At 41.9% G+C, this 23,299-nt stretch carries 25 protein-coding genes; 24 read left to right on the top strand and 1 reads right to left on the bottom strand.

Annotated features, from left to right (window positions below; all coding sequences use genetic code 11):
- Nucleotides 1-61 precede the first annotated feature (61 nt).
- From ACYVRS_RS05625 to ACYVRS_RS05510, 24 genes are all read left to right on the top strand, one after another.
- Nucleotides 62-568 carry an RNA polymerase sigma factor gene (locus tag ACYVRS_RS05625; protein ID WP_461202843.1) on the top strand — a complete coding sequence of 169 codons (507 nt, stop codon included), beginning with the start codon at nt 62-64 and terminating at the stop codon, nt 566-568.
- Nucleotides 552-1,595: an anti sigma factor C-terminal domain-containing protein gene (locus tag ACYVRS_RS05620; RefSeq protein WP_313537146.1), complete on the top strand. Its 1,044-nt coding sequence runs from the start codon at nt 552-554 to the stop codon at nt 1,593-1,595. Before ACYVRS_RS05625 ends, ACYVRS_RS05620 begins: the two co-directional genes overlap by 17 nt.
- Before the next feature lie 106 nt (nt 1,596-1,701).
- Nucleotides 1,702-2,766, top strand: coding sequence for a M24 family metallopeptidase (locus tag ACYVRS_RS05615; protein WP_312497552.1), 1,065 nt, complete (start codon nt 1,702-1,704; stop codon nt 2,764-2,766).
- 197 nt (nt 2,767-2,963) lie between these two features.
- Nucleotides 2,964-3,389, top strand: coding sequence for an Asp23/Gls24 family envelope stress response protein (locus ACYVRS_RS05610; protein ID WP_054114708.1), 426 nt, complete (start codon nt 2,964-2,966; stop codon nt 3,387-3,389).
- Complete coding sequence (gene nusB / locus ACYVRS_RS05605; RefSeq protein ID WP_461202841.1) at nt 3,382-3,843, top strand: transcription antitermination factor NusB; 462 nt, start codon at nt 3,382-3,384, stop codon at nt 3,841-3,843. Before ACYVRS_RS05610 ends, nusB begins: the two co-directional genes overlap by 8 nt.
- A 182-nt stretch (nt 3,844-4,025) precedes the next feature.
- Complete coding sequence (locus tag ACYVRS_RS05600; RefSeq protein ID WP_312497550.1) at nt 4,026-4,385, top strand: cupin domain-containing protein; 360 nt, start codon at nt 4,026-4,028, stop codon at nt 4,383-4,385.
- The gene (locus ACYVRS_RS05595) at nt 4,375-6,021 is read left to right on the top strand and encodes a peptide ABC transporter substrate-binding protein (protein ID WP_461202839.1); all 1,647 of its coding nucleotides are present in this window, start codon (nt 4,375-4,377) and stop codon (nt 6,019-6,021) included. Before ACYVRS_RS05600 ends, ACYVRS_RS05595 begins: the two co-directional genes overlap by 11 nt.
- A gap of 202 nt (nt 6,022-6,223) precedes the next feature.
- Nucleotides 6,224-7,066 carry a bifunctional methylenetetrahydrofolate dehydrogenase/methenyltetrahydrofolate cyclohydrolase gene (locus ACYVRS_RS05590; RefSeq protein WP_054114704.1) on the top strand — a complete coding sequence of 281 codons (843 nt, stop codon included), beginning with the start codon at nt 6,224-6,226 and terminating at the stop codon, nt 7,064-7,066.
- Nucleotides 7,067-7,075: 9 nt separating this feature from the next.
- A complete protein-coding gene (gene xseA, locus ACYVRS_RS05585) occupies nt 7,076-8,428 on the top strand; it encodes an exodeoxyribonuclease VII large subunit (protein WP_461202837.1) in 1,353 nt (450 codons plus the stop codon).
- Entirely contained in the window at nt 8,409-8,630 is a 222-nt protein-coding gene (locus tag ACYVRS_RS05580; protein ID WP_312497547.1) for an exodeoxyribonuclease VII small subunit, read from the top strand. The genes xseA and ACYVRS_RS05580 overlap by 20 nt, the downstream gene beginning before the upstream one ends.
- Nucleotides 8,627-9,523 carry a polyprenyl synthetase family protein gene (locus ACYVRS_RS05575; protein ID WP_313537136.1) on the top strand — a complete coding sequence of 299 codons (897 nt, stop codon included), beginning with the start codon at nt 8,627-8,629 and terminating at the stop codon, nt 9,521-9,523. Before ACYVRS_RS05580 ends, ACYVRS_RS05575 begins: the two co-directional genes overlap by 4 nt.
- The gene (locus ACYVRS_RS05570) at nt 9,520-10,341 is read left to right on the top strand and encodes a TlyA family RNA methyltransferase (RefSeq protein ID WP_461197642.1); all 822 of its coding nucleotides are present in this window, start codon (nt 9,520-9,522) and stop codon (nt 10,339-10,341) included. Before ACYVRS_RS05575 ends, ACYVRS_RS05570 begins: the two co-directional genes overlap by 4 nt.
- Before the next feature lie 97 nt (nt 10,342-10,438).
- Nucleotides 10,439-10,888: an arginine repressor gene (locus ACYVRS_RS05565; protein WP_054114699.1), complete on the top strand. Its 450-nt coding sequence runs from the start codon at nt 10,439-10,441 to the stop codon at nt 10,886-10,888.
- A 20-nt stretch (nt 10,889-10,908) separates the two neighbouring features.
- Nucleotides 10,909-12,582: a DNA repair protein RecN gene (recN, locus tag ACYVRS_RS05560; protein ID WP_461202835.1), complete on the top strand. Its 1,674-nt coding sequence runs from the start codon at nt 10,909-10,911 to the stop codon at nt 12,580-12,582.
- Between the two features lie 95 nt (nt 12,583-12,677).
- Nucleotides 12,678-13,412, top strand: a complete 735-nt coding sequence (locus ACYVRS_RS05555; RefSeq protein ID WP_461202833.1) for an alpha/beta hydrolase — start codon at nt 12,678-12,680, stop codon at nt 13,410-13,412.
- A 397-nt stretch (nt 13,413-13,809) separates the two neighbouring features.
- Nucleotides 13,810-14,664 carry a phosphate ABC transporter substrate-binding protein PstS family protein gene (locus ACYVRS_RS05550; RefSeq protein WP_312497542.1) on the top strand — a complete coding sequence of 285 codons (855 nt, stop codon included), beginning with the start codon at nt 13,810-13,812 and terminating at the stop codon, nt 14,662-14,664.
- A 98-nt stretch (nt 14,665-14,762) separates the two neighbouring features.
- Nucleotides 14,763-15,683 (top strand): phosphate ABC transporter permease subunit PstC, encoded by a 921-nt coding sequence (gene pstC / locus ACYVRS_RS05545; RefSeq protein ID WP_054114695.1) that lies wholly within the window; start codon nt 14,763-14,765, stop codon nt 15,681-15,683.
- Nucleotides 15,683-16,567 (top strand): phosphate ABC transporter permease PstA, encoded by an 885-nt coding sequence (gene pstA / locus ACYVRS_RS05540; protein WP_312540691.1) that lies wholly within the window; start codon nt 15,683-15,685, stop codon nt 16,565-16,567. Before pstC ends, pstA begins: the two co-directional genes overlap by 1 nt.
- 13 nt (nt 16,568-16,580) lie before the next feature.
- A complete protein-coding gene (pstB, locus tag ACYVRS_RS05535) occupies nt 16,581-17,387 on the top strand; it encodes a phosphate ABC transporter ATP-binding protein PstB (protein WP_054114693.1) in 807 nt (268 codons plus the stop codon).
- 31 nt (nt 17,388-17,418) lie between these two features.
- Nucleotides 17,419-18,177, top strand: coding sequence for a phosphate ABC transporter ATP-binding protein PstB (gene pstB / locus ACYVRS_RS05530; protein ID WP_054114692.1), 759 nt, complete (start codon nt 17,419-17,421; stop codon nt 18,175-18,177).
- 11 nt (nt 18,178-18,188) lie between these two features.
- Nucleotides 18,189-18,866, top strand: coding sequence for a phosphate signaling complex protein PhoU (phoU, locus tag ACYVRS_RS05525; RefSeq protein ID WP_312497539.1), 678 nt, complete (start codon nt 18,189-18,191; stop codon nt 18,864-18,866).
- Nucleotides 18,867-19,100: 234 nt separating this feature from the next.
- On the top strand, nt 19,101-20,663 hold the full coding sequence (gene liaX, locus ACYVRS_RS05520; protein ID WP_312497538.1) for a daptomycin-sensing surface protein LiaX: 1,563 nt from the start codon (nt 19,101-19,103) through the stop codon (nt 20,661-20,663).
- Between the two features lie 49 nt (nt 20,664-20,712).
- The gene (locus tag ACYVRS_RS05515) at nt 20,713-21,021 is read left to right on the top strand and encodes a PspC domain-containing protein (RefSeq protein WP_461197640.1); all 309 of its coding nucleotides are present in this window, start codon (nt 20,713-20,715) and stop codon (nt 21,019-21,021) included.
- A complete protein-coding gene (locus tag ACYVRS_RS05510; RefSeq protein WP_054114688.1) occupies nt 21,021-21,380 on the top strand; it encodes a phage holin family protein in 360 nt (119 codons plus the stop codon). The genes ACYVRS_RS05515 and ACYVRS_RS05510 overlap by 1 nt, the downstream gene beginning before the upstream one ends.
- A 60-nt stretch (nt 21,381-21,440) precedes the next feature.
- Here ACYVRS_RS05510 and ACYVRS_RS05505 read toward each other — a convergent pair whose 3' ends face one another.
- Nucleotides 21,441-23,141 (bottom strand): M3 family oligoendopeptidase, encoded by a 1,701-nt coding sequence (locus ACYVRS_RS05505; protein WP_313537122.1) that lies wholly within the window; start codon nt 23,139-23,141, stop codon nt 21,441-21,443.
- Nucleotides 23,142-23,299 lie beyond the last annotated feature (158 nt).

Raw genomic sequence — 23,299 nt, 5'->3', positions numbered from 1 at the left:
TTTTTGTGACTTTTTTTCGCCTGGCACGTATAGTAAATGTAAAAGGGAAGGGGCGTGTAGGGTGAAATTGGATCAATTCGAGGGGATCTACAACTTGTATGGGAGAGAGTGCTATTTGTATGCCCTCTATTTCACTAAAGACACTCACCAAGCAGAAGACTTAGTCAGCCAGGCCTATTTAGCGATCCTTAATGCTCTTCCCTTTTTACGTGAAGATCAAATCAAATATTATTTATTCAAGACGATCAAAAATAGATTTATTGATGGTCAGCGAAAGGACAAACGGCATCAGTTATGGCAACGATCAGCACGCACACATCTGGCATCAGAAACGGAGGGAACACAATTGGACGTTATGATCAAAGAAGAAGAAAGAAGGTCATTGTTTCGATCCATTCATCGTTTGCCAGAAGATACACGAGAAGTGATTCTGCTCTTTTATTTTATGGAATTGTCCATTGATGAGATCGCTAGCTATAAAGAATGGACCTATACGCAAACCAAGAATCGGCTATATCGCGGACGGCGATTACTAAAGGAGGAACTATTACATGAATCAACCATTTGATTTCAAGGAAATCCAACTGCAAGTCAAAAAACAACAGCGGCACCGCAATTTAGGGCTAGTCTGTGTGATCACCTTGATCGTTTTGTCGGTTATTTTTGGCGCGCCCAGACTTGTCGATTCTTTTTTCTATAATCCCAAAAGCGGTAATCAGCTGTCGGATGTCGATAGTTATATTATCAATCGACAAATCAATAATGAACTGACAACACAAAATCAAAGTCTAAGCCGCTATGAGATCAATGCAGAAGGGTATGGCAAATATGCGGTGACTGAAATTTATCGAAATTTAGCTCAGAATCAAACAAATACGAAAACCTATACAATCAATCGAAATCAGCTAAAAGAAACACAATTATCAATACCAGAAATGACTGATTATTTATTTGAGCAGCGTTTCCGGAATTCATCATCTGATGTATTTACTGAAAGTGAGTTACATAAAGAACTGCTATTGGCGAAAGTCAAAGAACTGCCAAAAAGTACCGATATCATAGCGACGGTCATTTTTGACGAGGATTTGACATTAGATGAGTTAGCAGAGTGGCAAATGTATAACTTGGGTCAAGGAGAAGTGTTATGGACCGCTGTACGCAGCGAAGTACCGACTGGCAATCAAGATTATCAGCCATTAGGCTTTGCCAGTGTTTATAGCGGCGTTTTGCCGAGTGAACGACAGATTGACCAATCTTATTTGGAGGAATTTCCCTTTCTCACACATGGTAATGCCACCAATGCACAAGAAATGAACTATTCAGAAACCGAACAGCAAGCAGCTCATTTTACATCAATGCTGCATTTTCTACAGACGCAAACTGACTTTCTGGCACTTGAACCAGCCTATGATCGAGAAATCATATCTTCCGAACAGATTGCTGACACACTTTCATACGTAGGAGAACACGGAGTCAATACATATGGGGTATCTATACGTATCAATGTGGATCAACTGATCGCTTTATTGGAAACCGGAGAGAATGTGTTGGCGGTCAATGTAACGGAAACGACTTTATTTAATTATTTTCGATGAGTGAAGTCGGACAGGTTCTTTTTTCAGAAAATGTTTACATTCTTTCCGCTTTTTCTTGAAGTTTGCTATAATAAACAAGAAGTGTAAAAGAAAGGTTGGAAAATATATGTTAAGAGTTGAGAAGTTAAGAGAAGCAATGCGCAAAGAGTCTATCGATGGCTTTTTGATCACAAGTCCATATAATCTGCGGTACTTGACGAATTTTACTGGGACCACTGGTCTGGCAGTCATTACCTTGAACAAAGCATTTTTTGTGACTGACTTCCGTTATACAGAACAAGCAGCAACACAAGCTGTGGGCTTTGAGATCGTGAAAAATAGTGGGCCAATCTTCGATGAAGTAGCAACTATCTGTAAAAATGAAGAAGTCAATGTTCTGGCCTTTGAAGAAAGTTACGTCAGTTTCTCTGATTATTCAGTGTTGGAAGATTTGGTTGAAGAATCTTCATTGGCCCCAATTTCAGGCATGATCGAAAATTTACGGGAAGTCAAAGATGAATCAGAGATTGCGTTGATTCAACAGGCTTGCCATATTGCTGATCAAGGATTTGAGCATATTCTTAAAATGGTTCGCCCAGGAATGACAGAGATCGAAGTAGCCAATCAATTAGATTTCTTCATGCGTTCATTAGGCGCGACAAGTGTATCCTTTGATACGATCGTTGCCAGCGGATTACGCTCAGCAATGCCTCATGGCGTAGCTAGTGAAAAAGTCATTGAACAAGGTGATTTGATTACCCTTGATTTTGGCTGTTACTATCAAGGGTATGTATCAGACATGACGAGAACTTTTGCCGTAGGCGATCCTGGCGATCAATTAAAGGATATCTATAAAATCGTATTAGAAGCACAAGAAAAAGTGTTGGCTGCAGCGAAACCTGGGATGACAGGTATCGAATTAGATGCTGTTGCCCGGGACCATATCGCTTCTTATGGCTACGGGGAAGCCTTTGGTCATTCAACTGGTCATGGCATTGGTTTAGAGATCCACGAAGGGCCAAATGTGTCATTCAGAGCAGATAAACCGTTTGTCGTCGGTAATGTGATCACGGACGAACCGGGTATTTACTTGCCAGGCATTGGCGGTGTCCGAATCGAAGATGATTTACTGATCACTGAAACAGGCAACAAAGTATTGACCCACGCGCCCAAAGAATTGATCATCTTATAATCTGACTCGCTTGTGAACAGGAAATTCATTGAGAAAAGTGGGTTATTATAGATTATCCGCTGAGAAAATGATAAACTAAAAACGAGAATAAACCTCTCTGCAAAGCGCAAATGGCAATCACGCATGTTTCGTCAACAAATGAAGTGTGAAGTTGCGTTGCTCATTTCAGCAGATGTTCAAAAATGGAGGCAAAACAGATGAACGAAGATAAAAATCTAGTCTTAGACGCTAGTCCTGAATTGGGTGAAATCGTGATCGCGCCTGAAGTCATCGAAATCATTATTGGTATCGCAGCTTCTAAAGTAGACGGTGTCTATGGTATGCGTGGTACATTCGCCAACAGCGTGACTGAGCTTTTGGGCCGTGCAGCCCATGGTAAAGGTGTCTACCTGACAATCGACGAAACAGGGATCAAAGTCGATCTTTACAGCTACATGACTTATGGTGTTTCTGTTCCTAAAGTGGCGATGGAGATTCAAGAGCGCGTGAAACAGCAAGTCTTATTTATGACAGATGTACAGTTAACTGAGGTCAATGTCCATGTTGTCGCTGTCGTACCAGAAAAAGTGGATTTACCAGATATCGAAGAATTATTCGGAAACGATGAGGAAGAAAATGAGTAAAGAATTATCAAGACATGACATTCGGAAAATGGCGTTACAAGCATTATTCCCACTAGACTTCAACAAAGATTTAACCAAACAAGATGCAATCAGACACGCCATTGAGTTAGAACATCATGAATTAATCGATGAAGAACAAGAACATTTTGTTCCTGCCTATTTGGATCAATTGGTGGTTGGTGTGTGTCATTATAAGGAAGAATTGGATCAAGTGATCCAAAGCCATTTGAAATCCGGCTGGAAGATCCAACGTCTATCCAAAATGGATGTGACGATCTTACGTATTGCATTGTATGAAATGACCTATGTGGACAACGTGCCTAATCGAGTAGCTCTTAATGAAGCCATCGAACTTGCCAAAACCTTCAGTGACGATCAATCACGGAAATTTGTCAACGGTATTTTGTCGACAGTCAATCAAGAATTTTCTGCTGAAGATAAAACGAAAGAATAATGCTGAAACACCTTGATAGAGATATCAAGGTGTTTTTTTATAAATACAATTTAATTAATAAATGTAATTGCCGCTATTATTTATCTTATATTGTGTATTATTTTATCAAAATTGAACAAAAAGTTGACTTTTTGTGTTCTTAAAGTTTTAATTGGATAAGAACAAAAAAAGGAAGTGGTTAAATGATTATCAAAGGGAAAAGTGAACAAACTGGGTTGCAAACAATTTTTACAGCAAAGAATCAACCGAACACAACTGTAACAATGGGTTATATTACTTTATTGCCAGGAGAACATATTCCGGAACACGGCTTCTCCAGACACGATCAAGATGAATATTCTTATGTCATCAAAGGTCAGGCGCATACAGTACTAGAAGATGGGCAAGATATTGTTGGTAAAGAAGGAGATTTCCAGTTGATAGCGGCTGGGGAAGGGCACAAAAATTATAATGATAGCCAAGAGATCGCAGAACTCATCTGGATACTCGTTGATTCGACCTACACAAATGAAGTGAAGGAAGGTGATCACCATGAAAAGTAAAAAAGGATATGTTGCTTTGCTGATTATATGTATTGTTACCGTACTTTCTGCATGTGGGGGAGAAAATACAGAAAATTCGAACGATGTAAATGGGGAGCACATCATTCGTATGATGTCTTTAAGCGAATTGACTTCGTTGGACCCAGCGGCAATGTTAGATTTTCCTGATGCGATCATTCAGAATGCATCCTTTGAAGGTTTGTATTTTCTAGATGAAAATGATGAGGTCCAGCCAGGCGTCGCCAGTGATATACCTGATATTTCTGCTGATGGTAAAACCTACACATTCACCCTCAGAGAAAACGCCAAATGGAGCAACGGTGATGCGGTAACAGCAGCTGATTTTGAGTATGCTTGGAAAAGAATGATTGATCCCGAAAATGGATTTTTGTACAATTTTTTGATGCACGACTTAATTGAAAATGCTTCGGAGATCGCAACTGGTGAAATGGATCCAGAGACATTGGGTGTTCGCGCCGTCGATACTTACCTCTTGGAAGTTAATTTAACCAATCCAGCACAGTATTTTACGTCTTTAATGGTATTCCCAATTTTCTTTCCTCAAAACAGAGAAGTGGTTGAAACTTTCGGGTCTGACTATGGTACCAACAGTGATAGTATTGTGTTCAATGGTCCTTTCATTGTAGAAGATTGGCAGCAATCGCAAATGGACTGGCGTTTGAAAAAGAATCCGACTTATTGGGACCATTCAACAATTCCAACCGAAGAGATCCATTTTCAGGTTATTAAAGAAACATCGACTGCGTTGAATCTTTTTGAGGATGATCAATTGGATGTGGCAATAGTAACAGGTGAGATCGCTAAGCAGATGCAAAACAGTGAGACGTTCCAAAGCTATCCCGCAGCAACAATGGATTATATTCGTCTAAATCAACAAAGAGGAGGGCAAGCAACGCCCCTCGCAAATGAGAACCTCCGAAAAGCATTGGCATTAGGTATTGATAAAGTTAATTTGATCACTAATATTATGGCCGATGGTTCTAAGCCGTTAGATGGCGCCATCACAGAAGGATTTGTGCGTAATCCTAAAACTGGGGAAGATTTTCGCTCGGAAGCAGGATCTCTGATGCAATATGATCCTAAGCAGGCATTATCTTTTTGGCAACGGGCACAAGAAGAGCTAGGAGAGTCAATTACCCTCGATTTGCTGACAACAGACGACAGTGGATATAAAAAAATGGGTGAAAGTTTACAATGGGCATTGGAGGATCTTTTTGATGGTTTGACGGTCACGATGCGTTCAATGCCAGCAGAAGTTGCATTAAATACAGCTAGTGAAAGTGATTATGATTTGTTTTTGATTTATTGGACGCCAGATTATCAGGATCCCTATTCGACGTTGAAAATGATGTATAGTGGCAACAATCGGCATTATTCAAACCCTGAATACGATCGCTTACTCGATGAAGCTCGATTCACTTATGCTTTAGAACCAGAAAAGCGCTGGCAATCAATGATTACAGCTGAAAAAGAATTGATGGAAAATACGGCTGGAATGATCGTACTTAGTCAAAATCAAAACTCAGTCCTTCAAAAGTTGACAATCAGCGGGTTGAATTACCATACTTTTGCCGCACCTATGTCGTTGAGAAACGTCACGAATGATTTAGAATAAATGCGCTTTTTGTAAAATAAATGTCTTGTCTAGAGAGCCTGTCGGTTTGAGAGGTTCTTTATTCAATTATCAAACATTTAACGATGTTTTTCTTTTCAGAAAATGCTATGATAGATAGCATAAAGTCTTCAGTCCATCAGGCTGCAGTCTTTTGATGAATTCAAATAAAATGATGGTTTATCAGGTTGGAGGAATTGTCAGAATGGCTACATTGATCAATGGAAAAGAATTAGCAGATAAGATGCAAAGTGAATTGAAAACAGAAACAGCTGGGTTGAAAGAACAAGGCATTACACCAGGGTTAGTCGTATTGCTCGTAGGCGAAGACAAAGCCAGTCAAACCTATGTCAAAAACAAAGAACTGGCTGCAACAAAAATTGGCATCCACTCTCAGGTAGCCCGTTATTCTGAAACAATCAGTGAAGAAGAATTATTGCGTGAAATAGAAAAATATAATCTTGATGAGGCTTTTCACGGAATTTTAGTCCAACTGCCTTTACCTAAACATATCAATGAAGAAAAAGTCCTTTTAGCAATCAAACCAGAAAAAGATGTCGATGGATTCCATCCGATGAACCTCGGGAAACTATTTGCTGGTGTACCTGATCGAATTCCGTGTACGCCTTATGGTATCATGAAGATGTTCGCCGCTTATGGCATTGAACTTGAAGGCAAAAATGCCTTAGTGATCGGCCGCAGTAATATCGTCGGTAAACCGATGGCGCATCTGCTGCTTGCTGAGAATGCCACAGTCACGATCGCCCATTCTCGCACAAAGGATTTGCCAGCATTGGCAAAACAAGCCGATATTTTGGTTGTCGCTATCGGGCGCGGTCATTTTGTCACGAAAGAATTTGTCAAAGAGGGTGCGGTCGTGATTGATGTCGGCATGAATCGTGATGACCAAGGCAAACTGATCGGTGATGTAAAATTTGACGAAGTAGAGCCAATCGCCAGTTATATCACGCCTGTTCCTCGGGGTGTAGGACCTATGACGATCACGATGCTGATGGCACAAACCATTGAAGCAGCAAAGGAGCAATGAAAAATTTAAATGGCACAAGAATATCTCACAGTCACGGCCTTGACCAAATATTTAAAACGCAAATTTGATGCAGATCCCTATTTAGAGCGGGTCTATTTGACGGGGGAGATCTCTAATTTCCGTCGGCGCCCCAATCATCAATATTTCAGTTTAAAAGATGACGGAGCCAAAATATCGGTGGTCATGTTCAAAGGTGCCTTTGATAAATTAAAGTTCCAACCTGAAGAAGGCATGAAAGTCATGGCTATCGGCCGCATCACCTTATATGAGGCCAGCGGCAACTACCAGATGATGATCGAACACATGGAACCCGACGGTGTAGGCGCATTGTATCAAGCTTATGAACAATTAAAGCAAAAACTGTCAATCGAAGGGTTGTTCACTGCGCCGAAGCAGCAATTACCGCGCTATCCTAAACGAATCGCTGTCTTAACAAGTCCCAGCGGTGCAGTGATCCGCGACATTATCACAACGACTCAAAGGCGTTATCCAATCGCAGAAATCGTTTTGTTTCCAACTGTTGTACAAGGCAGCAAAGCCGCGGATGATGTGGTTAAAAATATTGCCCGCGTGGAAGCAGATGGACAATTTGATACGATGATCATCGGGCGCGGCGGCGGGTCGATCGAAGACTTATGGCCTTTCAATGAAGAGCGGGTAGCGCGGGCTATCTTTGCCGCAAAAACACCGATCATCTCATCAGTTGGTCATGAAACAGACACAACGATCGCCGACTTGGTGGCAGATGTTCGGGCAGCAACACCGACAGCAGCAGCTGAATTGGCGGTGCCGGTATTGGCAGAAGAAATCTTGCGGATCGAAGAAAAACAAGCACGCTTATCGCAAGCTTTTATGCATCTGATCCAGCGCAAACAAGAACGGTATCAACGAGCCATCGGTTCTTACGTCTTTCGACAGCCGGAACGCCTATATGAAGCCCAATCGATCAAGCTGGATCAATTGCAGCAACGCATGAATCAAGGACTGCAATCGATGCTCTTCGACAAAGACAAACAAGCAAGGCAAATCATTCACCGTTTAGAGCAGCAACAACTGCAAAACCGCATCAAGTCTGCACAACAAGAAGTTGCTTATCTCTCACAACGTTTGAGTAAAAGTATGCAGGATACCTATGCGGCGAAAGAAAATCGGTTGTTGCAAGCCATCCAATCCCTAGATTTATTGAGCCCACTAAAAATCATGGGTCGAGGTTATACCTATACGACCAAACAAGCGCAAGTGGTACGATCGGCTGCGGACCTGACAACGGGCGATCGATTGCAGATCCATTATCAAGATGGTCGAGCAGAAGTTGAAGTAATTACGATTGAAGGAGAAGAAAATGGCAAATCCAACATTTGAAGAATCATTACAAGAATTAGAACAAATCGTTACTCGTTTGGAACAAGGGGATGTCCCTTTGGAAGAAGCGTTGACCGCTTTTCAACAAGGGATGGTCTTGAGCAAGCAATGTAAAGATACCTTGAGCAATGCAGAGAAGGCATTAACAAAAATGATGACTGATGCAAATGAGGAAGTCGTTTTTGATGAGGCGGGTCAATGAGCAAGTTAACAAGATTCACCAATGAACAAGCCCCACATATCGAGGAGGTCATGGTGCGCTTCGTCACCGAACAGACCAGTGATCCTCGCCTTGCTGAGAGTATGCTATACTCGATCCATGCTGGCGGCAAGCGAATCAGGCCTTTGCTGCTGGTTGCGACAGTAGCCGCCTTTGACAAGCCAATTGATTTACCAGTGTATCAATGTGCGGCAGCCTTGGAAATGATCCATACGTATTCCCTGATCCACGATGATCTTCCTGCTATGGACGATGATGATCTCCGCAGAGGCAAACCGACCAATCATGTCGTATACGGCGAAGCATTGGCGATTTTGGCAGGTGACGGTTTATTGACCGCGGCATTTCAACTATTGTCGATGGCAGATATCGAAGCCGACAAAAAAGTCCTTTTGTTGCAACAGTTGAGTCAATCGGCCGGTACCAAAGGCATGGTTGCGGGACAAGCAGCGGACATCCAAGGCGAAAACCAAACACTGACATTAGATGAATTGATGGCAGTCCATGCCCGGAAGACGGGAGAACTGATTCGTTTTGCCGTGGTGGCGGGAGGCGTTTTAGCCAATCAATCAGAAACCATACTTCAGGAATTGGACCAGTTCGCACAGCATATCGGCTTGGCTTTCCAGATACGTGATGATCTTTTAGATGTCATCAGTACGACAGAGGCGCTTGGGAAAGTTGTCCATCGTGATGACGCATTAGCGAAAAGCACCTATCCAGCATTGTTGGGTCTGGAAGGAGCCAAAGCTGCGTTAACAAAAGAATTGGCACTGGCCCAACAAATTTTGGCGCATCTAAGCGCATATGGGCAATTTGATCCGACGGTACTTTCCGCTTTTATTGAACGATTTGAGGTTGAAGAAAACCAATGAAAAAAGAACGAGTAGATGTATTAGCAGTCCAACAAGGTCTGTTTGAAACAAGAGAGCAAGCAAAACGTGGTGTGATGGCTGGTTTGGTTTATAAAGAAAGCAACAATGAGCGCTTAGATAAGCCAGGAGAAAAGATCGCCGCCGATACCTTATTACAGATCAAAGGGAAAAAACTCCCTTATGTATCCAGAGGGGGCCTCAAATTAGAAAAAGCCCTCAAAATTTTTGATTTGAATGTGCAAGACAAAATCCTTTTAGATATCGGTGCATCTACCGGTGGGTTTACAGATGCTGCCTTGCAAAATGGCGCAGCCAAGAGTTATGCACTAGATGTCGGGTACAATCAGCTGGCATGGAAGCTACGGCAAGATGAGCGGGTGATCGTGATGGAACGGGTCAACTTCCGCTATGCAAAAGCGACGGATTTCCTTGAAGGATTGCCAGAAGTGGCGACGATCGATGTTTCATTTATTTCCTTAAAACTTATTTTGCCGCCGCTTCATGAGATTTTGGTGGCTGGCGGTGATGTGATGGCATTGATCAAACCGCAGTTTGAAGCAGGTAAAGAATCAGTTGGTAAGAATGGGATCGTACGCGATCCCGCAACGCATCAGCGCGTAGTAGAGGAAATTATCTCATTTGCTGCCGAAACGAAATTTGATGTGCTAGATCTAAGCTTTTCGCCAATCACTGGCGGTGAAGGCAATATTGAATTTATCGTGCATTTGCGTAAATCGGATACGATAGGCAAGACGGATGGGATCGATATACCGGGCGTTGTCGCACAAGCCCACGAAACATTTCATCATTCGAAATAATCAATCCAAGAGAGTGGACATTTAAGGTGTCGGCTCTCTTTCTTTCTGAGTCAAAATAGGATAAAATTAATAGGAATTCACTCAGGAGGAACAAAAGATGAGAAAAAGAGAACGGCATCGCCTGATTACCAGACTGCTTAACGAACAAGATGTTCAAAAACAGGAAGACTTTGTTGGATTATTGCAAGAACGCGGCGTTTCAGTGACACAAGCAACCATATCACGGGATATCAAAGAATTAAAACTCGTGAAAGTACCTGCGCAAAGTGGCGGCTATCGATACAGCATTCCCCAAGAAACAACGGAAGATGTATATGGCAAATTAGACAAAATATTAAAAACTGCTTTTGTTTCAATCGATCGAATGGATAAATTTGTTATCCTCAAAACATTGCCAGGTAATGCTTCGGCGTTGGCTAATTTGATCGAGAAACAATATGTCAAAGAATTGTTTGCTACACTAAATGATGATGACAATGTCCTGATGATCACCAGAACCGAAGAAGATACGGATCGTTTGTTCAAAGATTTTCAAAGATATATCTGAAGCACAGGGGAGTGGCAGAAATGTTATTAGAACTTTCAATCCAAAATTTTGCGATCATTTCAAATCTGCACCTTTCGTTTCATGAAGGGATGACAGCACTTACCGGCGAAACAGGTGCCGGGAAATCGATCATTATCGATGCCATGGGCTTATTGGCAGGCGGCCGCGGGTCGAGTGATTATTTGCGTCAAGGCGCAGATAAGTGTCGCTTAGAAGGTATTTTTGAATGGCCATTGCAACCTGAATTTCATTTGTTGGCAGAAGAACTCGGTATCGATGAAGAAGAAGTGTTGATCGTGCAGCGGGATTTTACACAGTCCGGCAAGAATCTTTGTCGTGTCAATGGACGGACGGTCACCTTATCCGTACTTAGACAGATTGGGCTTTTTTTGGTCGATATCCAAGGACAAAATGAACACCAAGAATTGCTGCAGCCTGAAAAACATTTGTCTTTATTAGATGGTTTTGGCGATGAGCAGTTCAAAACTGAATTGGCAGTGTATCGAGGGGCCTATCAATCTTATCGCGCATTAGAAAATCAAGTGCGTACCATCCAGGAAAATGAACAATTATATGTGCAGCGGATGGATATGCTGCAATTTCAACAAGAAGAAATCGCACAAGCAGCGCTGGTAGAAGATGAGGAAGAGCAACTGGTGGATGAGCGGGAAAAATTGATCAACTATCAAAAAATCGTTGATGCATTAAGTCAGAGTTATGCTGCCTTGTCCGCCGAAGAAGCCAATAGCGTGGATGGAGTGAGCCTGGCACTGACAGAAGTCCAAGGGATCGCCCATTTAGATCCTGCTTATGAAAAAATCAGCGAAACGATCCAAAGCGCCTACTACTTGCTGCAAGATGCAGCGGCTGATATTTCACGGCAAGCCGACAATCTTGAGCTAGATGAAGGACGTTTGGAAGAAGTGCTCTCTCGCCTTGAAACGATTCGTCAATTAAAACGCAAATATGGTGAATCAATCCCTGTCATTCTGGCTTATTATGACAGTATCAGCAAAGAAATCAGTGAGTCTGCTTATACTGAAGGTCAATTAGAGCAATTAGAGGCAGAATTGGCGCAAAAAGCAGACGAAGTTTGGCAACTGGCAGAAGAACTTCATGTGAAACGCAGAGAAGCCGCGCATCGCTTAGAAAAAGAAATCGTTCAAGAATTAAAAGAACTTTATATGGAACATGCCCAGTTTGACGTGCGATTTGCCAATAACAGCAAACAACTAACAGCCAATGGATTTGATGTGGTTGAGTTTTATTTGACGACCAATCCAGGGGAAGGGTTGAAGCCCTTGGTTCGCGTAGCCTCAGGCGGCGAACTCTCCCGCATCCTGCTCGCCTTGAAATCGATCTTTTCTCGCAAACAAGGCATTACGAGTATTGTATTCGATGAAGTGGATACCGGCGTCAGTGGTCGAGTTGCTCAAGCAATCGCAGAGAAAATTGCCAAGATAGCGGCTCATTCGCAAGTCTTATGTATCACCCATCTGCCTCAAGTAGCTGCAGTAGCTGATAACCAATACTTCATCGAAAAATCCATTCAAGACGGACGAACAGAAACCCATGTTCGTAAACTGGCGCAGCAAGAACGAGTAACTGAGATTGCTCGGATGTTATCTGGAGCGGAAATCACAGATTTGACTGTAGAACATGCGAGAGAGTTGTTGTCACAAGCACATCAATAATCAACAAAAAATAGTAGGACGTGGACACATCGGTTGGTTCGATTCAACTAAAAAAACTGATGTAGCCAGGTTCTTTTTTTATAAGGAGGACAATTGTGAAAAAAAGAAATAAAATCTTGATCGGCGTGATAACCGCGTGCATCATTATAGGTATCGGCGGATGGTTTGGTTGGCAAAATATTCATTACCCACCAGTTGACGAAGCAATACAAGCTGTAGAAAAAGCAGAAGACAAAGGAGATTTTCTTTATTTTGCCGGAGATGAGGCAAAGCCGCTCGTCATTTTTTATCCCGGCGCATTAGTCGATGCTGAAAGTTATAGTGTCTGGGCTTCTGGTGTAGCAGCACAGGGTTATGCTGTGGCAATCGTCAAGATGCCCTTTGATTTGGCAGTGCTGGGCGGCAATCGTGCCGCAAATGTCTTAGATGAGGTGGCGCAAACCACTTATGTGATAGGTGGACATTCATTGGGCGGGGTCATGGCTAGCCGATTCGCGGCCAATGAGGGGGACGGACATGAACAAACTTTAGCCGGTGTGTTTTTCTTCGCCAGCTACCCTGATGAAAAAGGCTCCCTTGCTAAAAGTGATCTGCCTGTTCTGTCATTGATTGGCAGTCAGGATCAAATCGTCAACCATGAGAATTGGCAATCCGCAAAAACGTATTTGCCTGAAACGACGCTTTATCAAGAAATTGATTTAGGGACTCATGCAGGGTTTGGTACCTATGGAGAACAAAGAGGCGAAGAACAAACAAGTTTAACCAACGAAGAACAGCAGCAAATCATCGTTGACAAGATGACAGCGTGGTTATCGTCTTTAGAAGAATAAAAAAAGACAGCAGAGGAAGCATGAATGCTTCTTCTGCTGTTTTCACTCAACACACATTGTGGGGAAATGTCGGTGAATGGACGAAAACATTGAACATAACATAAAAATGCTTGATATTGGGGAAGCAAAAATAAATGTAGTGTTCTTTTAAAATCGTTTTCTAAGATAGTATAGCATATATTAGAACTATCATGCACAAATTTACCTTTCGAAATAAATGTAGATTTTTAATTTATTTCGTTATTTTTATACTGAAGTAATATTGGATTAAAAAAACTGAAAACCGATGGTGTCGAAAAAATAGCAAATAATAATTCTCATTAAATTGAAGAAATGGTAAAATGGAAATAATTGGTTTGATAATTATTTATTCTCACAGAGAACAAGGAGCGTTATGATGAAAAAAAGTAAATTATTAGGTCCTGTCATCGGACTAGTTATTCTATTATCAGGTTGTGCGAGTTGGGCTGATCGTGGTGAATCCATCACAGCCGTCGGTTCTTCGGCTTTACAACCTTTGGTGGAAACGGTCGCAGAGGAATTCCAGAATGAAAATCCTGGCAAGTTTATCAATGTCCAAGGGGGCGGAAGTGGGACAGGATTGAGTCAAGTGCAAGCGGGTGCTGTCGAAATCGGCAATTCTGATCTATTTGCAGAAGAAAAAGATGGTATCGATGCAGATGCATTGGTCGATCATCGTGTAGCTGTAGTTGGGATCACGCCAATCGTCAATAAAGGGGTCGGTATTACCGATATCTCAACCGAAGACCTAAAGAATATTTTTCTCGGAAAAATCACCAATTGGCAAGAACTAGGCGGCAATGATGTACCGATCGTGATCCTGAACCGCGCCTCTGGGAGCGGCACAAGAAGTACCTTTGAAAAGTGGATCATGGATGGAGAAACGGCGATTGCTTCTCAAGAACAAGACTCAAGCGGGATGGTTCGCTCCATTGTCTCGGATACACCAGGTGCCATTAGTTATGTCGCATTTTCTTATGTGACAGATGAAGTCAACGTTTTATCGATCGACGGGGTAGCGCCAACAGATGAAAATGTTACAACCAATGAATGGAAAGTATGGGCCTATGAGCATATGTATTCAAAAGGTGAGCCAACTGAATTAACAGCAGAGTTTTTGGCATTTATGCTGTCTGATGAAGTGCAAGAAAATATTGTTGGTGATTTAGGCTACATCTCTATTTCGGCGATGCAAGTGGAACGAGATTGGGAAGGAAATATTGTCAACTAATCTTTACACAAAATTTACAGAAGCTTTATGTGAAATTGATGTTCAAGCGATAAACTAATGGTTGTGAATTCAGTTTGATTTTTGAGGAGGAATCCCTCGTGGAAAATGTAAAAGAAGTGTTAACCAAAAAATCGAAACGTGCCAAAATGGAACAACGGGGCAAAATCATCAGCTTTTTATGTATTGCATTGATTGTTTTGGTCGTCATATCGATTTTTTACTTTGTAGCTAGCCGTGGTTTGGCAACCTTCTTCGTTGATAAAGTCAATGTCTTTGACTTTTTATTTGGGACAGAATGGAATCCAAGTGCTGTAGGTGCAGATGGCCAGCCGCTCGTTGGGGCTTTGCCAATGATCGTCGGATCATTTGTTGTCACATTCCTTTCAGCCATCGTTGCGACACCATTTGCAATTGGTGCTGCAGTCTTTATGGTAGAGATCTCACCTAAAAATGGGGAGAAGATTTTACAACCGGTGATCGAGCTGTTAGTCGGTATTCCATCTGTTGTGTATGGGTTTATAGGTTTATCTGTGGTGGTACCTGCAGTACGTTCTGTTTTTGGCGGTACCGGATTTGGTATTTTGGCTGGGACATTCGTGCTATTCATCATGATTTTGCCAACAGTGACTACGATGACTGTTGATGCCTTACGTTCGGTGCCACGGCACTATCGTGAAGCATCCTTAGCGTTGGGTGCCACACGCTGGCAAACGATATACAAAGTCGTCCTTCGTGCGGCTGTACCCGGCATTTTGACCGCTGTCGTCTTTGGCATGGCGCGGGCTTTCGGGGAAGCTTTGGCGATCCAAATGGTCATCGGGAATGCTGCCTTGCTGCCAACAAGTTTGGTTACGCCGGCGTCCACATTGACTTCGATCTTAACAATGGGGATTGGGAATACAATTATGGGCACTGTCCAAAACAACGTGCTATGGTCGTTGGCATTGATTCTATTGTTGATGTCCTTGCTATTTAACGTTGTGATTCGGTTGATTGGTAAGAAAGGAGCCTTGAAATAATGAATGCAAAACGTTCAGATAAAATTGCAACAGGCGTCTTGTATGCAGTTGCAGGAATCATTGTATTGATTTTGGCTTCGCTTTTGCTTTATATCCTGGTCAGAGGGTTGCCGCATATCAGCTGGGAGTTTCTGACTTCTCCTTCTAAAGGCTATCAAGAAGGCGGTGGTATTGGGATTCAGCTTTTTAACTCCATTTATTTATTGTTTGTGACAATGGTGATCAGTTTTCCTATTTCTATGGGCGCGGGTATCTACTTATCAGAATATGCAAAGAAGAATTGGGTGACGGATGTTATCCGGACCTCCATTGAGATTCTAAGTTCGTTGCCTTCAGTCGTTGTCGGTTTGTTTGGTTTCTTGATTTTTGTCATCCAATTTGGCTATGGCTTTTCGATCATTTCTGGTGCGTTGGCACTTACGTTCTTCAATTTGCCTCTTCTGACGAGAAATGTAGAAGAATCCTTACAAGCCATCCACTATACACAACGTGAAGCAGGTTTGTCCTTGGGACTTTCTCGCTGGGAAACAGTGACCCGTATCGTTGTGCCCGAAGCGACACCAGGAATTTTAACAGGTGTGATATTGAGTTCCGGACGGATCTTTGGGGAAGCAGCTGCCTTGATTTATACCGCTGGTCAAAGCGCGCCAGCATTAGATTTCACCAACTGGAACCCTTTGAGCGTATCCAGTCCAATCAGTATTTTTCGACAAGCAGAAACATTGGCTGTTCACATTTGGAAAATCAATACAGAAGGTACGATGCCAGATGGCGTTCAAGTCTCAGCAGGGGCTTCAGCTGTGTTGATTATCGCAGTATTACTATTCAACTTTGGCGCTCGTGCAATTGGCAAACGATTGTATCGCAAAATGACGTCGGCATAAGGAGCATAACAGTATGAATGATTATAATTGGGATGAGCGCAATATCATCACATTTGATCGACCTGAAGATATCGCATTGTATACTGAAGATCTACATGTTTGGTATGGCACCAATGAAGCCATCAAAGGGATCGATCTGCAATTTGAAAAAAACAAAATCACTGCATTGATTGGGCCTTCAGGATGTGGTAAATCTACCTATCTGCGTTCCTTGAACCGAATGAATGATGGCATTGCCAACACGAAAGTTACTGGCAAGATCATGTATAAAGAAGTCGACGTCAATACCAAAGAAGTGGATGTCTACGAAATGCGCAAGCGGATCGGTATGGTCTTCCAACGTCCGAATCCTTTCAGCAAATCGATCTACGACAATATCACCTTTGCTTTGAAACGGCATGGAGAACGCAACAAAAAGAAATTAGATGAAGCAGTGGAAACAAGCTTGAAACAAGCAGCATTGTGGGATCAAGTCAAAGACAGTTTAGATAAAAGTGCGTTGGCACTATCTGGGGGACAACAACAACGCTTATGTATCGCCCGCGCAATTGCGATGAAACCAGATATCCTATTGCTGGATGAACCTGCCAGCGCATTAGATCCGATTTCTACAGGTACTGTGGAAGAAACGCTGGTCAATTTGAAGAACGATTATTCGATCATCATCGTGACCCATAACATGCAGCAAGCAGCACGGATCAGTGATTATACAGCATTCTTTTACTTAGGGAATGCCATCGAATACGATGAAACGAGAAAAGTCTTTACTCGTCCTAAAATCAAAGCAACAGAAGATTATGTATCAGGTCACTTTGGCTAATCAGATCCGATCAGTAAACGGAGGCAAAGCAATGGCAGAAGAAATCATTACATCAAAAGATCTGCATTTATATTATGGAAAAAAAGAGGCCTTGAAAGGGATCGATCTTTCAATCAATAAAGGAGAGATCACTGCGATGATTGGGCCGTCTGGTTGCGGTAAATCGACTTACCTGCGCTCATTGAATCGGATGAACGATTTGATTCCTGGTGTCACCATCACAGGAAGTGTCGTCTATAAAGGCAAAGACATCTACAGTCCAAAGCAAGACATCGTTGATTTAAGGAAAGAAATCGGCATGGTCTTCCAGCAGCCAAATCCATTTCCTTTTTCGATTTACGAAAACGTCATTTATGGGTTAAAATTAAAAGGTGTCAAAGATAAAGAGCTATTGGACAAAACTGTGGAAGAAAGCTTGAAAGCAGCGTCAGTGTGGGAAGATGTCAAAGACAAACTCCATCAAAGTGCTTTGTCCCTCTCTGGCGGGCAGCAACAACGGGTGTGTATTGCCCGGGTGCTTGCCGTGGATCCTGAGATTATTTTGTTGGATGAGCCGACAAGTGCATTAGATCCAATCTCTTCAGGTAAAATCGAGAACACCTTATTGGCGTTAAAAGATCGTTATACAATGATCATCGTCACCCACAACATGTCGCAAGCTTCTAGAATCTCTGACAAAACAGCCTTCTTTTTAGACGGTAATTTGATTGAATTTAATGACACCAAAAAAGTTTTCTTAAGTCCAAGCAAAAAAGAAACAGAAGATTATATCTCAGGAAGATTCGGATAGGAGGAAAAGGGATGTTGCGTACACAATTTGAAGAAGAATTACTGAATCTGCATAATCAGTTTTATGAAATGGGGATGTTGGTCAGCAACGCGATCCATAAATCAGTCCGGGCGTATGTCAAACATGATAAAGAGATTGCCCATGAAGTGATTGAAAATGATGAGGCAATCAACAATATGGAGATCCGTTTAGAAAAGAAAAGTTTTGAGATGATTGCTTTGCAACAGCCGGTCACAACAGATCTGCGGATGATCATCACAGTCATGAAAGCCAGCTCCGACTTAGAGCGAATGGGTGACCATGCAGTTTCCATTGCCAAATCAACGATTCGTGTCAAAGGGGAAACTAGAATCGCAGAAATCGAGAAAGAAATTTCCGATATGTCTGATTATGTCAAAAAAATGGTGGACAACGTTTTGGTTGCTTATGTCAAAACGGACCAAGATGATGCCCGGATGATCGCCCAAATGGACGAGCGGGTCAACGAATACTATCGTGATATTTATTACCAAACGATCGAGAGCATGAAAGCCAATCCGGAAACCGTGGTGAGCGGAACGGACTATCTCTCAGTGGCGCAATATTTAGAACGAATCGGTGATTATGTGACCAATATTTGTGAATGGATCGTTTACTTAGCCACAGGAAAAATCAGTGAATTGAATACCAATCGGACAGAAATGATTTGATTACGCATATAAGCGTTCAGAAGGAACATTGTCGATGACAGTGTTTCTTTTTTTGGTAATGTAAAGATAGCAGACATTTGGGATCAAGGAAGATCTTTTCCCTTCTAAACCGACCCATACCGCAGATTGAGCGAAAGTTGGTACTTAAGACCTATGACATGTATCCGCAAAAAAGGCATAATAGGTTCGTAAGCTAAACATGCAATCACACATTTGCTGAAGGAGGCAATTTCCATGAACGAAAGAGAACGTATTTTGGATCTAGTAAAAAAAGGTGTGCTTTCTACAGAAGAAGCCTTAGATTTACTGGAAAGTATGGCAAAAGACAAAGATGAAAAGCAAATCAATAAAGCTGCAGCTGAAGTGACCGCTGATAAGACAACTGATATTTTTGAGGAAGTTGAACCAACAACGTTAGATACCGAGGACTTTGATGGCGAAGAAAAACTACGTCAAAACGAAGCGCAAGACAAAGAAAATTTAGAAAAAATCTTAGACAGTTTAGCCACTGATGCCAATCAAGCATCCGCTGAATTAGATGAGATCAATGTTGAGATCGCAGGCTTGAAAGAAGCGTTGAAAGAAGCACAAGAAACATTGATGCAACTGAATACCAAAGAAGAGTTGGATCAATTATCCGAAGATGAATTGGCATCAAGACAAGAAGCTGAAGCAACGATCGCAGGACTGGAAGAATCCTTAGATGCATTGACTGAAGAAAAAGCAGCCTTAGATGCAAAACTGAAAAATATACGCAAAGACCAATGGTCACAAACAAAAGAAAAAATCACGCAAAAATTAGATATCCCAGAAGACTGGAAAGAACAAGCGACCGATACCATTAATCAAGTGAGTGAAAAAATGGTTGACGCAGGTAGTCACTTTGGAAAATTTTTGAAAAAAACCATGCGGACGGTCACTGAATCTGTCAATGAAAACATGGAATGGAAAGATATCAATCTGAAAGTCCCAGGCGTCGCAGCAACAAAATTCGAACATACATTTACGTATGAAGAAACAGACGCAACCTTGATCGATGTCAAGTTGGCCAATGGGAACGTCACTTTTGCAACATGGGAAGGTCCAGGCGTAAAAGTGGATGCGAAAATCAAACTATATGGTAAAATGGAAGCTGCAGAACCCTTTGATGCTTTTGAAGCAAGAAGTCAAATCGATGTGGATGACGAACGTATTTCGTTCCAAATCCCTAACAAACGGATCAGGGCAGACCTAGACTTCTACTTGCCAAAACGTACGTATGATCATGTCGCAGTCAAACTATTGAATGGCAATGTGATCTTCAATGATTTAGATGCAAAAGATGTATATACGAAATCAACAAATGGCAATATCGATTTTCGTCAAGTCAATGCATCAATGCTGGAGATCGAAGGTGTCAATGGCACGATCACAGTGCGCGAAGGCGATATTTTAGATGCGATCATCGAAACGGTCAACGGAGATGTGACGTTAATGGCGACACCGCAAAATACGGGCATCTCATTGGTCAACGGGAATATTCGTGTAACGTTCAAAGACAACACACTGCAAAAATTAAATGCCAGTTCAGTCAATGGCAATGTCAAAGTCGCTTTACCAGATGGTATCGGTTTTGAAGGACTTGCCAAGACAAGCTTAGGCAGTATCAACAACCGTTTGATGGATGCTGAAATCGTTCGTGAAAAGAAAGAACGCTTGAATCAATTGCTGCAATTTCGTCGGGTTGCTGACAAAGTCGCACAAATCGATCTATCCACAACGACTGGTAACGTGTTCATCAAAGACACGGACAAATAAAAACAGGTCTCTAGTCGATCATCGAAACGAAGAAGGAAGGTGTAGATAAATGAACAAAAAATTAACAAAATCAACCAACAATGTTGTGATAACAGGTACTTTAGGTGGACTAGCAGAATACTTGGGCATCGATCCAACCATCGTTCGCGTGATCTATGTCTTTCTATCTTTAGTGACTGCTGCATTTCCTGGCATCACGCTATATGTCATTTTGGCAATCTTGATCCCTTCAGGACGTAAAAGCACGAATGGCTATGGCCATGACAACCAATATTACCAAAAGAACAATGACAAAGAAAAAAGTCGTCCCCGCAAACAAGAGGAAAAGGTAGAGGATGAGGACTGGAGTGACTTCTAGTGTCTTATTTTCAACGATTGATCATGAATACTTTGACATTTGTGGCATTGGCAGTGCTATTGCCCAATATGGTTCATGTGCAAAGTATTCTGACTGCAGTGATCGCTAGTTTTGTGCTATCGATTCTCAATGGACTGATCAAGCCGATATTGACAGTGATCTCATTTCCATTGACACTACTGACATTTGGTTTGTTCAGCTTTGTGATCAATGCACTGATGTTGAATCTGACTTCTTATTTTGTCGGCGCTGCAAGTTTTGGTTTCTCTTCATTTGGCGCAGCAATCTTGGTTGCTTTGATTATGTCAGTCATTAATATGATCGTCACTGAACATCATATTGAAAAATACTCAAATTAAAAGACGTGTTGACTTCTCACATCGAGCGTATCGATGTGAAAGCCAACAACGTCTTTTTTTTTATGCTAATTGTGATTCAGGAATATTGGCCAAAAATTGGTCAACTGCGGATAATGTATCATCCAAAGCACCTTTTTCAAAAGGTGAACGTAAATGTGCCAACGATAAGATTTCAAGAAATGTTTTCGTACCGCCCACTTGACAGATAGCTAGATAATCTTGCCAAGCCGTTTCGTCTTTGGCAACAATAAATCGATACCAGAATTGAAAAGCACAGACTTGTGCCAGTGTGTAGTCGATATAATAGAATGGTGATTGGAAAATATGGCCTTGGCGGAACCAGTATAGACCGCGTTCTAAATCAGGCATTTCCGTGTAGTCCCGCTCAGGGCAGTATTGTTTTTCTAAAGTACGCCAACACTGTTTTCGCTGCGCCGCTGTCCACTCAGGGTGTGTATAGACTTCTTGTTGGAAATGATCCACCAAGACACCGTAAGGCAAGAATTGCAAACTGCTCGCTAAGTGGGCAAACTTATATTTGTCGGTTTCTTCTTCAAAAAAGCTTTCCATCCATGGCCAGGCAATAAACTCCATCGACATAGAATGAATCTCGCAAGATTCAAAGTTCGGAAATAATATTTCCGGCTCCTTGATCCAACGGGAAGAAAAGGCTTGGAAGGCATGACCGGCTTCATGCGTCAAGACATCGACATCTCCTGAAGTGCCATTGAAATTGGCGAAGATAAAAGGAGATTGATACTCTTGGATGAAGGTGCAGTAGCCGCCAGATTGCTTCCCTGTTTTGCTAAGCAGGTCCAATAAATCATGTGTCACCATAAAATCAAAGAATTCACCAGTTTCTGGTGACAATTCTTGATACATGATCTGGGCCTTTTCGACCAATTCTTCAGGGGTACCTTTTGGTGTAGCATTTCCTGTTGGATACACCAATGGTAAATCGACATACGTTGCATGTTCAAGTTGATTACGTTCTGCTTGTCTTTGATAAAGCTTTTGAGTGATTGGGACCACTTTTTCTAGAATTTCTTGTCGATAGGTTTCAATCATCTTGCGGTCATAATCCCAGCGATTCATTTGGGTATCCGCAAATTCAACGTAATTTTTGAATCCTAATTTTTGGGCAATCTCAGTTCTGACTTTGACCATGTCGTCGTATATTTGATCGAATTGGCTTTCATGATCAGCAAAAAAGGCCGTTTGCTTTTCGAAAGCAGCAAGACGAATCTGACGGTCTTTGTTTTCTGTGAATGGGCGCAGTTGTGCCAGTGTATATGTCTGGCCTTGGAAGTCGATCTGAGCAGAAGCGATGAGTTTTCCGTAATCTGAGGCGAGTTGGTTTTCTTTTTGGAAAAGGCTGATCAATGATTCATCGAATAATTTGACGCGACTCTCTGCGAAAAGAAACAAGGTTTCTGGATATAGTTCTTTTAATTCATTCAATAAAGGTGAAGACAACAACGCTTGATAAAATTGAAAATCTAGTGCTTCGAATCGGGGTTGATAGTCATTCCAGAAGTCATCTTCTGCTTCGTAGAAGTGATCATTGGTATCGATCGAATAACGAATCGATGCCAAATTCGCTGCCGTATCGATGGTCCCTCTTAATTGATTGAGTGTATCAACGGCCTCTTTTGCTGAAGATAAAGAGGACGCTTCCTTTAAGGCATGAAGTGCTTGGGTGTAAGTATCTTGGTAAGTCTGAAAATCTGGTCTTTGATAGCTATAGTCTGCAAATTTCATTTATTTCCCCTCCTTGGAACAATCATACCATAAATCAAAAAAAGAATGAGGGTCAGTTGAAGGCGAAGGTAGTATCTTTTCTGATACAATGATAAAATAGAACAAGAATAGCGTGATCTACATACGCGAACAAAGACAACAGTTTGGAAAAGAGGGAA

It is taken from the genome of Enterococcus salsurae, from assembly GCF_054784955.1.
The sequence above is the reverse complement of the archived record's forward strand: the minus strand, read 5'-3'. Positions and strand labels throughout refer to the sequence as shown.